This window comes from Mesorhizobium sp. WSM4310 (genome assembly GCF_007003935.1).
Taxonomy (GTDB): Bacteria; Pseudomonadota; Alphaproteobacteria; order Rhizobiales; family Rhizobiaceae; genus Mesorhizobium.
Genome location: NZ_VFTA01000022.1, coordinates 1 through 13779, shown reverse-complemented (window position 1 = coordinate 13779; position 13779 = coordinate 1). Strand labels below are relative to the sequence as shown.

At 64.3% G+C, this 13779-nt stretch carries 12 protein-coding genes; 8 read left to right on the top strand and 4 right to left on the bottom strand.

Annotated elements, in window-relative coordinates:
* Nucleotides 1–30: 30 nt before the first annotated feature.
* The 6 genes from rhaS (at nt 31) to FJV80_RS22110 (ending at nt 6308) form a co-directional block, all read left to right on the top strand.
* The gene (gene rhaS, locus FJV80_RS22135) at nt 31–1026 is read left to right on the top strand and encodes a rhamnose ABC transporter substrate-binding protein (RefSeq protein ID WP_095775218.1); all 996 of its coding nucleotides are present in this window, start codon (nt 31–33) and stop codon (nt 1024–1026) included.
* 84 nt (nt 1027–1110) lie between these two features.
* On the top strand, nt 1111–2652 hold the full coding sequence (locus tag FJV80_RS22130; protein ID WP_095789796.1) for a sugar ABC transporter ATP-binding protein: 1542 nt from the start codon (nt 1111–1113) through the stop codon (nt 2650–2652).
* Nucleotides 2649–3626 carry an ABC transporter permease gene (locus FJV80_RS22125; RefSeq protein ID WP_142877422.1) on the top strand — a complete coding sequence of 326 codons (978 nt, stop codon included), beginning with the start codon at nt 2649–2651 and terminating at the stop codon, nt 3624–3626. The genes FJV80_RS22130 and FJV80_RS22125 overlap by 4 nt, the downstream gene beginning before the upstream one ends.
* Nucleotides 3623–4618: an ABC transporter permease gene (locus FJV80_RS22120; protein WP_142877421.1), complete on the top strand. Its 996-nt coding sequence runs from the start codon at nt 3623–3625 to the stop codon at nt 4616–4618. Before FJV80_RS22125 ends, FJV80_RS22120 begins: the two co-directional genes overlap by 4 nt.
* Nucleotides 4618–4935 (top strand): L-rhamnose mutarotase, encoded by a 318-nt coding sequence (rhaM, locus tag FJV80_RS22115; RefSeq protein ID WP_095775214.1) that lies wholly within the window; start codon nt 4618–4620, stop codon nt 4933–4935. Before FJV80_RS22120 ends, rhaM begins: the two co-directional genes overlap by 1 nt.
* A complete protein-coding gene (locus FJV80_RS22110) occupies nt 4932–6308 on the top strand; it encodes an FGGY-family carbohydrate kinase (protein WP_142877420.1) in 1377 nt (458 codons plus the stop codon). The genes rhaM and FJV80_RS22110 overlap by 4 nt, the downstream gene beginning before the upstream one ends.
* On the opposite strand, the gene FJV80_RS22105 is transcribed toward FJV80_RS22110, so the two are convergent.
* The gene (locus FJV80_RS22105; RefSeq protein WP_142877419.1) at nt 6309–8135 is read right to left on the bottom strand and encodes an alanine racemase; all 1827 of its coding nucleotides are present in this window, start codon (nt 8133–8135) and stop codon (nt 6309–6311) included.
* Between the two features lie 144 nt (nt 8136–8279).
* On the opposite strand from FJV80_RS22105, the gene FJV80_RS22100 reads away from it, so the two are divergent.
* Nucleotides 8280–8489 carry a hypothetical protein gene (locus FJV80_RS22100; protein ID WP_095775211.1) on the top strand — a complete coding sequence of 70 codons (210 nt, stop codon included), beginning with the start codon at nt 8280–8282 and terminating at the stop codon, nt 8487–8489.
* A 7-nt stretch (nt 8490–8496) separates the two neighbouring features.
* Here the strand turns inward: FJV80_RS22100 and FJV80_RS22095 are convergent, their stop codons facing one another.
* Nucleotides 8497–9747, bottom strand: a complete 1251-nt coding sequence (locus FJV80_RS22095) for a D-amino acid dehydrogenase (protein ID WP_142877418.1) — start codon at nt 9745–9747, stop codon at nt 8497–8499.
* A gap of 100 nt (nt 9748–9847) precedes the next feature.
* Nucleotides 9848–10843, bottom strand: coding sequence for a UDP-glucose 4-epimerase GalE (gene galE, locus FJV80_RS22090; protein WP_142877417.1), 996 nt, complete (start codon nt 10841–10843; stop codon nt 9848–9850).
* 278 nt (nt 10844–11121) lie between these two features.
* Here galE and hemA point away from each other — a divergent pair, with 278 nt between their 5' ends.
* Nucleotides 11122–12399: a 5-aminolevulinate synthase gene (hemA, locus tag FJV80_RS22085; protein WP_142877416.1), complete on the top strand. Its 1278-nt coding sequence runs from the start codon at nt 11122–11124 to the stop codon at nt 12397–12399.
* Nucleotides 12400–12432: 33 nt separating this feature from the next.
* Here the strand turns inward: hemA and FJV80_RS22080 are convergent, their stop codons facing one another.
* Nucleotides 12433–13599: a pyridoxal phosphate-dependent aminotransferase gene (locus FJV80_RS22080; RefSeq protein WP_142877415.1), complete on the bottom strand. Its 1167-nt coding sequence runs from the start codon at nt 13597–13599 to the stop codon at nt 12433–12435.
* Nucleotides 13600–13779: the final 180 nt, after the last annotated feature.

Sequence of the window (13779 nt, the reverse complement as noted above, 5' to 3'; positions counted from 1 at the left end):
TGGAATGCAACGCTCAAGGGAGGATATGCGATGAGCTTTTTGAAGAAATTGATGGTGACGGCCGCATTCTCGGCCGCCATGTTCGTGAATGCCGCCTATGCCGAGAACGTCAAGATCGCACTGGTGGTGAAGTCGCTCGGCAACGGCTTCTTCGACGCCGCCAACAAGGGCGCCGAGGAGGCGGCCAAGGAACTCGGCGATGTCGACATCATCTACACCGGCCCGACCAAGGCAACCGCCGAAGCGCAGATCGAAGTGGTCAATTCGCTGATCGCGCAGAAGGTCAACGCCATCGCCATTTCGGCCAATGACGCCGACGCGCTGGTGCCGGTGCTGAAGAAGGCCATGGAGCGCGGCATCACCGTCATCTCCTGGGATTCGGGCGTTGCCAAGGAAGGCCGCCAGCTTCACCTCAACCCGTCCGACACCGGCCTGATCGGCGAGACCATCATCAAGCTTGCCGCCGATTATCTGCCGGAAGGCGGCGATGTCGCCATCCTGTCGGCCTCCTCGACCGCGACCAACCAGAACGCCTGGATCGACGCGGCCAAGAAGGTGCTGCCGGAGAAGTTCCCCAAGATCAAGCTTGTCGCCACCGTCTATGGCGATGACGATTCGGCCAAGAGCACCGACGAAGCCAAGGGCCTGCTGAAGTCCTATCCGAACCTCAAGGCGATCATCGCGCCGACAACCGTCGGCGTCGTTGCCGCCGCCCAGGTCGTCACCGACGAGAAGCTGATCGGCAAGGTCAATGTCACCGGCCTTGCGCTGCCGTCCGAGTTCAAGAAGTTCATCGACAACGGCGCCAGCCAGGCGGTTGCGCTGTGGAACCCGATCGACCTCGGCTACTCGGCCGTCTACCTCGCCCACGACCTGGCGGTGAAGAAGGAAGAGGCCAAGCCCGGTGCCACGCTGTCGATCGGCCGCGTCGGCAAGGTCACGCTCGACGATACCAACTCGGCCGCGATGGCTCCGCCCTTCCAGTTCGACAAGACCAACATCGAGAAGTTCTCCAAGATCTATTGATCTGGGACCCTCTCAAGCCGTCGCGGCGGGGCTCACGTCCCGCCGCGATTTTAGACGGACCTTGTTTCAGGGCTTGATACGACCATGGACACGACAGCCCAGCACGGCACGGTGAAGGAGAGGCCAGCGGCCTCCACGCCACGGCTGACGCTGTCCGGCATCTCCAAGAGCTTTCCCGGCGTGCGCGCGCTGCACAATGTCAGCCTGTCGCTCTATCCCGGCCAGGTGACGGCACTGATCGGCGAGAACGGCGCCGGCAAGTCGACGCTGGTCAAGATCATGACCGGCATCTACCAGCCGGATTCGGGCACGATCAGCATCGACGGCCAGGCGGTCAGCTTGCCCAGCGCGCATGCCGCCTTCGGCCATGGCGTCACCGCCATCCATCAGGAAACCGTGCTGTTCGACGATCTGAGCGTTGCCGAAAACATCTTTCTCGGCCACGCGCCGCGCACACGGCTAGGCACCATCGACTGGCGCACGATGCGCAAGAATGCCCGCGAAGTGCTCGACACGATGCACGCCGGCCATATCGATGCCGATGCGCGTTTGAAAGACCTCGGCATCGCCAACAAGCATCTCGTGGCGGTGGCGCGCGCCATGTCGATCGACGCGCAGATCGTCATCATGGACGAGCCGACCGCAGCCCTTTCGATGAAGGAGATCGAGGAGCTTTTCCTGCTCATCGAATTCCTCAAGGAGGAAGGCAAGGCGATCCTGTTCATCAGCCACAAGTTCGACGAGATCTACCGCATCGCCGACCGCTACACGGTGTTCCGCGACGGCGAGATGGTTGGCGAAGGCCTGATCAAGGATGCCGGCCAGAGCCAGATCGTGCGCATGATGGTCGGCCGCTCGGTCGATCATATTTTTCCGCAGCGCAAGGCCGAGATCGGTGCACCGGTGCTGTCCGTCGCCGGCCTGTCGCACCCGACCGAGTTCAACGACATCGGCTTCGAACTACACAAAGGCGAAATACTCGGCTTCTACGGCCTTGTCGGCGCCGGCCGCAGCGAGGTGATGCAGGCGATTTCAGGCATCACCCGCACCACGGGCGGCACGATCACGCTGGAAGGCAAGACGATCGCGCCGAAATCGGCGGCGGATTCGATCGAGGCCGGCATCGTCTATGTGCCGGAAGAGCGCGGCAAGCAAGGCGTGGTGATCGGCCTGCCGATCTTCCAGAACGTCTCGCTGCCCTCGCTCAAGCGCACCTCCAAATCTGGCTTGCTGCGGCTGGCCGAAGAATTTTCGCTCGCCCGTTCCTACACCGAGCGGCTTGATCTCAGGGCCTCGTCGCTCAGCCAGGATGTCGGCACGCTGTCGGGCGGCAACCAGCAGAAGATCGTCATCGCCAAATGGCTGGCGACCGCGCCCAAGGTGATCATCCTCGATGAGCCGACCAAGGGCATCGACATCGGTTCCAAGGCCGCCGTGCACGGCTTCATGGCCGAGCTGGTGGCGCAGGGCCTGTCGGTGATCATGGTGTCGTCGGAACTGCCGGAGATACTCGGCATGTCCGACCGGGTGGTGGTCATGCGCGAGGGCCTTGTCGCGGCGGTCTATGACAATAAGGGGCTGGACGCCGAGACGCTGGTGCGGACCGCAGCGGGGATCGCGGCATGAAAGCCTTTCTGAAATACCGCGAGATCTGGCTGGCCGCGGCCATCATCGTGCTGATCGGGCTAATCTCGACCCGCTTCCCGGCCTTCGCCGACCCCGGCAACCTGCGCCAGGTATTCAACGACACCTCGATCCTGATGATCCTGGCGCTCGGCCAGATGGTGATCATCCTGACGCGGTCGATCGACCTGTCCATGGCCTCCAATCTCTGCTTCACCGGCATGGTGGTGGCGATGCTGAACGCCGCACACCCGGCAATCCCGATCCCGGCACTGATCGTCCTCGCGCTGGCGGTCGGGCTGGTGCTCGGCGCCATCAACGGCCTGCTGGTCTGGCGGCTGAACATCCCTTCGATCGTGGTGACTTTGGGCACGCTCACCATCTATCGCGGCGCCACCTTCGTGCTGTCCGGCGGCGCCTGGGTCAATGCCGACAAGATGAGCCCGGATTTCATCGGTTTCCAGCGCGCGGCCTTCCTCGGCATTCCGGTGCTGTCCTGGATCGCCATCCTGGTCATCGCGCTGTTCTTCGTGCTGATGACACGCACCGCGCTCGGCCGCTCGATCTATGCCATCGGCGTCAACCCGACGGCGTCGGTCTATACCGGCATCGATGTCGGCCGCACGAAATTCATCGTCTTCTGCATCTCTGGCATGATCGGCGGCCTTGCCGGCTACCTGTGGATCTCGCGCTACGTCATCGCCTCGGTCGAGGTCGCCAACGGCTATGAGCTCAACATCATCGCCGCCTGCGTCATCGGCGGCATCTCGATCGCCGGCGGCATCGGCTCGGTCGGCGGCGCGGTGCTGGGCGCGCTGTTCCTCGGCATCATCTCCAACGCGCTCCCGGTCATCAACATCTCGCCCTTCTGGCAGATGGCGATTTCGGGCAGTGCCATCATCTTGGCCGTCGTGCTCAACGCGCGCGGCGAACGCCAGCAAGGCCGCATCATCCTGAGAAAGGCGGAGGCGGCATGACCGACATCCCTGCCCCACGCCATATTCCCGACCGGCTCGACAAGCCGCTGTCTTCGGCGATCTTTTCCTGGGAGGCACTGCTGGTCGTGGTGGCCGTCGCCATCTTCGCCATCAACAGCTTCGCCTCGCCCTATTTCCTCGATCCCTATTCGCTGTCCGATCTGACCTTCAACTTCACCGAGAAGGGCCTGATCGCCTTTGCCATGGCGCTGCTGATCATCTCCGGCGAAATCGACCTGTCGGTCGCCGCCATCATCGCGCTGGCATCGACCATGATGGGCATGGCGGTGCAGGCGGGTGCGGGTACACCGGTGCTGGTGCTGATCGGCATTGTGGTCGGGCTTGGCTGCGGCGCCTTCAACGGGCTGTTGGTGACACGGCTCGGCTTGCCGTCCATCGTCGTCACCATCGGCACGATGAGCCTGTTCCGCGGCATCGCCTTCATCATCCTCGGCGACCAGGCCTATAAGGGCTATCCCGAAAGCTTCGCCTTCTTTGGCCAGGGCTATGTCTGGTGGGTGGTGTCGTTCGAGCTGGTGCTCTTCCTCGTCGCCGCCGTCGTCTACTGGTTCCTCCTGCATCGCACGAGTTTCGGCCGCCGCGTCTTCGCCATCGGCAACAATCCGGTCGCGGCGCAGTTTTCCGGCGTGCGCGTCGGGCGTATCAAATTCACCCTGTTCTGCCTGACCGGGCTGATGTCGGGTATAGCCTCGGTGCTGATCACCTCGCGCCTCGGCTCGACGCGACCGTCGATCGCGCAAGGCTATGAGCTGGAAGTCATCACCATGGTGGTGCTCGGCGGCGTCAGCATTCTGGGGGGCGCCGGCAGCATTGTCGGCGTCGTGCTCGCCGCGTTCATCATGGGGCTGGTGACGTTCGGGCTCGGCCTGCTCAACGTGCCCGGCATCGTCATGTCGATCTTCATCGGCGTGCTGCTGATCATCGTCATCGCGCTTCCGATCGTCTGGCGGCGGCTGCGAGGTAGCAGCTGATGCCTGAGAAATACGCGTTCAAGATGAAGCTCAAACCGGGCATGAAGGCCGAGTACAGGAAGCGCCATGACGAGATCTGGCCGTCGCTGGTCGCGCTCTTGAAACAGGCCGGCGTGTCCGACTATTCGATCCATCTCGATGAAGAAACCAACATCCTGTTCGGCGTGCTGTGGCGGCGCGACGATCACGGCATGGCCGAATTGCCGAAGCATCCTGTGATGCAGCGCTGGTGGGCTCACATGGCCGACATCATGGAAACGAAGCCGGACAACGAGCCGGTGGCCGTGCCGCTGGAAACTGTGTTCCAGATGGCATGAGTGCTCTGCGCCACATCGCCGTCATCGACATCGGCAAGACCAACGCCAAGGTGGCGCTGGTCGACCTCGCAACCTTGAGCGAGGTAGCGCTGCGCCGGATGGCGAATGCGCCGGTGCGGCAAGCGCCCTACCCGCATCACGATGTCGAGGCGCTATGGACATTCATCCTCGACAGCCTTGCCGATCTCAACCGCGAACAGCCGATCGCCGCCATCTCGATCACCACGCATGGCGCGACAGGTGCGCTGGTCGACGCCTCTGGCGAACTGGTGCTGCCGGTGCTCGACTATGAGTTCGACGGCCCCGACAGGCTGGCGGCGGACTATGACGCTGTTCGACCGCCCTTCACCGAGACCGGCACACCGCGCCTGCCGCTCGGCCTCAATCTCGGCGCGCAATTTTTTTGGCAGCAGAAATGCTTTCCGGCCGCGTTCGCGCATGCGGCCGCGATTCTGATGTACCCGCAATACTGGGCGCTGCGCCTGACCGGCGTCGCCGCCAACGAAGTGACCTCGCTCGGTTGCCACACCGATCTGTGGAATCCATGGCATGCTGACTTTTCGTCGCTGGTCGATCGGTTGGATTGGCGCCGCCTGATGGCACCGGTGCGGCCGGCCAGGGATCGCCTCGGTCCGATCCTGCCAGCGCTTGCCGCGCGCACCGGCCTTGATGCGCAAACCCCAGTGTTCTGCGGCCTGCACGATTCCAACGCCTCGCTGCTGCCGCATCTCCTGTCCGACGCGCCACCCTTCTCGGTCGTCTCGACCGGCACCTGGGTGGTGTCGATGGCGGTCGGCGGCAGAGAGATTGCGTTGGATGCGGCGCGCGATACGCTGGTCAATGTCAATGCGCTGGGCGACCCCGTCCTCTCGGCCCGTTTCATGGGCGGCCGCGAGTTTTCCGTGCTGACGGAAGGCCGGCCGGAGACTTGGACCGACGATGATGTCCGGGCCGTGCTCGCGCGGAAGACATTGCTGCTGCCGTCGACGCAACAGGGATCAGGGCCGTTCCCGCATCAGGCCGCGACATGGCTCAATGCCGACGGCATGAACAATGGCCAGCGCTTTGCCTCCATCTCGTTCTACCTGGCACTGATGACGGCGACCTGCCTCGACCTGATCGGCGGCGATGGCCCGACCACCGTCGAAGGCCCGTTTGCCCGCAATCGCCTGTTCGTCGGCATGCTAGCCGCAAGCACAGGCCGCGCCGTCGTCGCCTCCGAAGCCGCCACGGGAACCAGCATCGGCGCGGCACTGCTGGCGTCCGATCTGGTCACGGCGCACGGCAAAGGCGAGCGACCGGAACCGCCGACCGACCCGGCCTGGGCCGACTATGCCAGCGCATGGCGCGCGGCGGTCGAGTCGCGGGGCTGATCACAGGATCCGCTTGCCGAAGGCCGACATGACGAAGTTCACGGTGTCAGCGCCGATCCTGGGCTCGATATCCTTGCTCAGCCCCGAAACATCCATCGACAAAAGCCCGCCCGACAGCGCGATCGCCTCCATCGCCTGATGCGTCTCGCGCACGGTCAGCCCGCCGGAGCCGGCCGCCCAGCCGACGAATTCGGTCGCCGTTGGGGAATAGCTGAGATGAAAGCCCTGTGTGCCCGACGTGGCGATGCGGATCGCCTCATGCATAAGGTCGCGCATGCCCATGGCGTCGATATCGGTCATGGTGAAGGCCGACACGCGCGAATCCTTCAGCACCCGGGCCTCCGCCGGATCGGCATGGCGCAGACCGACGATGACGACATTTTCCGGCGACAGCTGCGGCTGCAGCGCGCCGGCCTTGTGATCGAGGCCGAGGGTACGGGCCAGCACCGAACCTTCCGGCAGGTCGATGCCCTCTTCGCCTTCCGGCATCAGCGCGGCAATGGAATCGATCCAGATCAGGCCGAAGGAATGCGTCGCGCGCGCCGTCGCCGTCAGCGCCTTGTGGGCGATACGGCGATCGGCGCCGGCACTCAGCCGGATCAGCCCCGAGGGCGGCCGCTCGACATCGGTGAGTTCCACGACGTCGAAATTCATCGCCTCCAGCCGCGCACCGGTCCCCTCGCGGGCAAGAATGCCGGCGGCTTCCTGTTCGGCCGAGATCGACACCATCTTGCGGCCGGAAAAGTCCGCGACGTCATGCATCGGCGCCTTCTCGACATACTCCGACGTCATCGCCAGCAGCATGGCGCCGTAGCTCATGCGAAAGGCGACGCGATCTCCCACAGCGGGGCGCGGGTCGGCTTCCTGCACGTCGAGCAGCAGATGGTCGCTGGAGGCGCCGAGCACCCTGATCCCCCTGGCGATCGGCGTCAGCCCTTCGACCAGCACGTCCTCGCGGCCGATATTGGCGATGGCGCGCAGCCTGTCGCCCTCGTCGGGAAAGACCGGTTGGTTGCCGAAAGCGTCGTAGCCGGACTCGCCAATCGGCCGCGACGGCTTGAGCTTGACCTCGATGATGTCGCCGGTCAGGCGGCACGCGTCGGGCTCGAGTTCATCCCATGGCACATCGCGAAAGGTTTCGACGCCGCCTTGCAGGATCGCCTCGCCGACCCTGAGATTGTTGATGCCGGCCGGAAGTGTGCCTTCGAGCAGCAGCGTCAGCGACGACGAAGCCCCGCCGGAGATCCAGTCGAGACTTTTGCCCGACAGGCGCTCCGTCTTGTAGGCGTGGGCGACGAGTTGCCCAAGATTTTCCGGCGTCGGCATGATGGCGCCGAAACAGCCGAGATTGGTGCCGATGCCGGCGATGCGCACGCCCTTGAACTCGAGGATCCGCTCAACGGTGGGGATCAGGTCGTTCGGCCAGATGCCTTCGCGGAGGTCGCCGAGATCGATCATCAGCATGATGTCGTGGACGCGGCCCATGCGCTCGGCGATGCGCGAGATCTCGCGGATGGTGGCGAGTTCCGACTGCAGGCTGATGTCGACGGTGCGCACCACCTCCTCGATGCGCGCCATGGGCGGGCTGCGCAGCAGCATGATCGGCACGCTGATGCCGCTGTCGCGCAGCCGGCGAATGTTTTCGAAACGCGATTCGGCAATGCCGGCGACGCCGCCGCGCAGCATGGCGCGCGCCACTTGCGGCATGCCGCAGGTGCCCTTGGTGACGCCGAACACCTTGATGCCGGACAAAGCGCAGCGGTCAACAATGGTCCGTGCGTTGCGCTCGATACGGCCGAGGTCGATGGCGACTTGCGGTCCCGACATTTTTCCTCTCAGGGTTTGTATAATCTATCGGCCAGGTGCATCTTCAAGATCATCTTCTGATACCTGTCAAAGCCAGAAGTGACGGTCTCAATGTTGGAAACCAGAGCAATTGTATGTGGGCACGTCTTTCGATTGGAGAGACCGGTGGCACTGGTCGTCCGTCATTCCGATGGCGAGTGGCAACTGACATGCGGCGCACATGATCATCCTGCGGACTGCGAAGATTTCGAAGTCGTCGGCCTCGGCCATCTGACCACCACGCAGGACAATCTGGCACAGATTGGGCGGCTTGAGCGTGGTTGGCTTGCTGAATGGGTGCAGGGCCAATGGACGCGGTGCCAGCACGACGACTAGTGCTCCATCAGTTGACGTAGACGAGTCCCTGCGGGTCGATCTCGGGCTTGCGGCCGGCAACGAGGTCGGCCAGGAATTTTCCCGAGCCACAGGCCATCGTCCAGCCGACATGGCCGTGGCCGGTGTCGAGATAGAGGTTTTTGTAGCGCGCCTGACCGATGACCGGCACGGAGCCCGGCATCATTGGCCGCAGCCCTGCCCAGAGCTCCGCCTTCTTCTCGTCGAATGCGCCGGGGAAGAGGTCTCTGGCAGTCCTGAACATGGTAACAAAGTCGCTGGGTTTGTGGGTGCGGTCGAAGCCGGTGAATTCGGCGGTCGAAGCCAGCCGCAACCGGTTGCCGAGCCTCGAATAGGCCATCAACTGGTCCTCGTCGGCGCCGCCCATGGTCGGCCCCTTGCTCTCGTCTTCCAGCGGAATGGTCGCGGTATAGCCCTTCACCGGATAGACCGGCAGGTCGATGCCGTAGCGGCGGCCGAGCAGACCGCTTTCCGGCCCCATCGAGATGACCACGGCATCACCCGTCACCGGTCCGGCCGAGGTCATCACCGACCGCACCCGGTCGCCCTCAATGTCGAGACCCTCGACCGTCGTGCCGTAGAGGAATTTCACACCGAGCTTTTCGGCGGCATGGGCGGCGAGCTTTTCCACGAACTGCCGGGAATCACCGGTCTGGTCGATCGGCGAATAGACGCCGCCGGCGATCTTCTCCTTCACCCCGGCAAGGCCCGGTTCGAGCTGGACCAGCCGGTCGCGGCCGACGATCTCGATCGGCAGGCCATGCTCGGCCAGATAGCGGTAATTGTCGGTGCCGGTGTCGAGGCTGTGCTGCGAGCGGAAGAAATACAGGATGCCTTTCTTGCGCTCGTCATAGTGGATGCCGGTGTCGGCCGAGATGGCGTTGATGCAGTCGCGCGAGTAGAGCGCCAGGCGCAGCTTGACCTGGCTGTTGGCGCGCAGGCGGGCCACCGTGCATTGGCGCAGGAAACGCAGGCTCCAGGCGAGGAAATAAGGATCGAAGCGCAGCCGCACCTTGATGCCGAGATCATGATTGTAGAGCCCGCGCAGAAATGTCTTCAGCGCCGCCGGCGAGGCCCAGGCGGTGGCGTCGCCCGGAGAAACCAGGCCGGCATTGGACTGGCTGGTGCCACGCGCCGGCGCCGCATGGCGCTCGATCACGGTGACCTCGTGGCCGTCGGCGGCCAGGCAATAGGCCGCTGCCGTACCGACAACGCCGGCGCCGAGCACCGTTATCTTCATGCCATCCCCCAAAGCTCTCGGCGGCGCGGCGCCTCCACGCCGCGTCGCGACTGCTTCCATAGCGCGTCGCCGCGCGCCTTGCGAGCCCTTGGGGGCTGGCTTAGCCGCGGGCGGAGTTCTTGCTGGTCAGGATGCGTTCCCAGGCGAGTGCGTCGGCAACGATCTGGTCCAGATCGTCGCGTTGTGGCGTCCAGCCGAGTTCCGCCCGGGCAAGGTCTGAATTGGCGACCACCGCAGCGGCGTCGCCAGGGCGCCGGTCGCCCATCTTCACCTCGAAATCCCGGCCAAAGGCGCGGCGCACGCTCTCAATGACCTCGAGCACCGAATAGCCATGGCTGTAGCCGCAATTGGCGACGAGGCTCTGTCCCCCGGCGCGCAGCCGCTGCAGCGCCAGGCGATGCGCAGCTGCCAGGTCGCTGACATGGATATAGTCGCGCATGCAGGTGCCGTCCGGCGTCGGGTAGTCGGTGCCGAACACCTGCATGAAGGGACGCTTGCCGAGCGCAGTCTCGCAGGCGACCTTGATGAGGTGGGTGGCGCCCGGAGTCGACTGGCCGGTGCGACCCCTGGGGTCGGCGCCGGCAACGTTGAAATAGCGCAGCGCCGTGTAACGGATGTCGTGCGCGAGGCCGGCATCGCGCAACATCCACTCGCTCATCAGCTTGGACAGGCCATAGGGCGATTCCGGCGCCAGGCGGGCATCCTCGCGCACCGGCTCCAGCCCGGCGCCGCCATAGACGGCGGCGGTCGAGGAAAAGATGAAATGCGGCACGCCCTCGCGCACCGCGGTTTCGATCAGCGTGCGTGTCTTCGAGGTGTTGTTCTCGTAGTAGGCGAGCGGGTCGGCGACCGATTCGGGGACCACGATGGAACCGGCAAAATGGATGATCGCGTCGACATGATTGTCCCTGATGATCCCGCCGACCAATTCCTTGTCGGCGACATCGCCGACGACGAGCTTTGCCTCCGGCGCCACCGCCCATTCGAAGCCGGTGGAAAGCCGGTCGAGCACGACCACGCTTTCGCCGGCATCCAGCAATTCCCAGACCATGTGGCTGCCGATATAGCCGGCGCCGCCTGTCACCAAAACCGTCATCCGCATCCTCGCATCTCAAGATTTATCGGAAACTGTCTCAAACACCGCCTTACTGGAAAGCCTGCCGCATGGCCATTAGAACCCTTGGTAACCGGCGTTCACCAAATGTGGCATCGTGCTGAAACATAAGTGATCCACAAAGCGTGTCGTGGAGTGGGAATAGGCCACGATCCGTCATCGTTAGGAACAGGTGCGGGGCGTGGCATTTTGACCAAAACGGCCCGGTGGACGACCAATAGGCCAATGATTATGATCCCGCGCAAAATTGGGAAGCGGACATGAACTACCAGCGGTTCTTCGAAGAAGCGATCGACCAGCTCCACGCGGAGCGGCGCTATCGTGTCTTCGCCGACCTCGAGCGCATCGCGGGCAAGTTTCCGCGTGCCATCTGGCGCTCCAACGGCCGCGCCGAGGAAATCACCGTCTGGTGCTCCAACGACTATCTCGGCATGGGCCAGCACCCCGACGTCATCGCCGCGTTCCAGGACGCGGCCGGCAAGATGGGCTCGGGCGCCGGCGGCACCCGCAACATTTCCGGCACCTCCAACCCGCTGGTCGAGCTCGAGCATGAGCTTGCCGACCTGCACGGCAAGGACGCGGCCCTGGTCTTCACCTCCGGCTTCGTCTCCAACGAAGCCTCGATCTCGACCATCGCGCGGCTGTTGCCCAACTGCCTGATCATCTCGGACGAGCTGAACCACGCCTCGATGATCGAAGGTGTTAGGCGCTCCGGCGCCGAGAAGAAGATCTTCCGGCACAACGATGTCGCGCATCTGGAAAGCCTGCTGCAGGCGGCGGGGCGCGAACGCGCCAAGCTGATCGTCTTCGAAAGCGTCTATTCGATGGACGGCGACATCGCGCCGATCCGGGAGATCGTCGAGCTCGCCGAGCGCTACAACGCCATGACCTATATCGACGAGGTGCATGCGGTCGGCATGTACGGACCGCGCGGCGGCGGCATCACCGAGCGCGAGGGCCTGGCCGACCGCATCGACATCATCGAAGGCACGCTGGCCAAGGCATTCGGCACGCTGGGCGGCTATATCACCGGCACCAGCGCGGTCATCGACGCGGTGCGCTCCTATGCGCCGGGCTTCATCTTCACCACGGCGCTGCCGCCGGCGATCGCGGCCGCGGCCACCACCTCGATCCGCCATCTCAAGCACTCGCAGGCCGAGCGCGACGCCCAGCAGCGGCAGGCCGCGCGGACCAAGCAGATCCTCTCGGCCGCCGGCCTGCCGGTGATGGGCTCGCCAACCCATATCGTGCCGGTGCTGGTCGGCGATCCCGAACTCTGCAAGATGGCCAGCGACCGCCTGCTCGGCGTGCACGGCATCTACATCCAGCCGATCAATTACCCGACCGTGCCGCGCGGCACCGAACGTCTGCGCATCACGCCGACACCGTTCCATTCCGATGCGCTGATCGCCGAGCTGCAGGACGCGCTGGTCGAGACCTGGGATGCGCTCGGCATTCCCTATGGCTCGGCAGGACGGCCCGCCGTCGCCAAGAGCGAGCGCATCATCCCGCTCCTGGTGCCCAAGTCCGGCGGTTGAAACGCGGCTCGACTGCCAGCCGACGCGGGCTGGCTAAATAGTCTTCATCCATTTCGCCAGCCGGTGCGCCGCTTCCTCGATCTGGTCGAGGCGGCGGTGGAAGCACAGCCGCAGGAAGGCTTCGCCGCCGGGGCCGAAGGCGGTGCCGGGCGCAAGGCCGACATTGGCCTTGTCGACGATGTCGAAGGCGGCGGTGCGGGAATCGGTGATGCCGTCGACGGTGAAGAACAGATAGAAGGCGCCCTGCGGCGCCGTAAACCCCGCGCGGCCGGTGGCGCCGAGAATGCCGCAGACCAGGTCGCGCGCTTTTCTCGCCCGCTCCACCTGTTCGGCGACGAAGCCATCGCCCTCGTCAAGCGCGGCCACCGCGCCGCGCTGCATGAACTGGGCAACACCGGAATTCGAATACTGGATCAGGTTCTCGAACACCTGCTGCAGGCTCGGATGCGTCTTTATCCAGCCGACGCGCCAGCCGGTCATCGCCCAGTTCTTGGAAAAGGAGTTGACGAACAGGATGCGGTCTTCCTCCGTCGCTATGTCGAGGAAGGACGGCGCACGGCCATGGCCGTAGTGGAACAGCGAATAGATCTCGTCGGCGATGATCCAGACGTTCCTGGCGCGCGCCAGGTCGAGGATGGCCTGCAAGGTCTCGTGATCGGCGGTCCAGCCGGTCGGGTTCGACGGCGTATTGATGAACAGCGCCTTGGTGCGCGGCGTGATCGCCGCGGCGATCTTCTCGACGTCGCAGGACCAGCCATTGCCGGAATGATCGAGCGTGACCGGCACCGGAACGGCTCCCGACAGGGCGGCGGCAGCGTCGAAATTCGGCCAGGCCGGCGACAGATAGATCACCTCGTCGCCGGCGCCGGCGAGAGCGGTAAGGGACATCTGGATGGCATGCATGCCGGATCCAGTGACGATGAATTGCTCCTCCGGGAACGTCTTGCCGAAATGCCTGGCGTAGTAGCGTGCCAGCGCCTGCCTGAGGTCGGGGATGCCCCTCTGCCATGTGTAGAACGTCTCGCCGCCGGCCAGCGCCTTCGACGCGGCATCGGTGATGAAGGCGGGTGTCGGCAGGTCGCCCTCGCCGGCCCAGAGCGGGATCAGGCCCTCGCGCAGGCGGCCGTAATTGACGACGGCGACAATGCCGCTTTCCGGTGCGGCGCGGGCTTCGGCACGAAAGCTATCGATCAGGCTCATGGACAAATCCGTTTTCCCTTAGAGCAGTTCACCGTTTCACGGAAACGGCAACCCGCTCTAACTCTTTGTTTTAACGCAATTCCCCAGGGAAAGCGCTACGCGGTTTGGAGTGCGCCCCTCGGAGCGGACAGGATCAAGCGGCAGTTTTGACCATCTTCCGGGCGTGTTGGTCTTCGAACT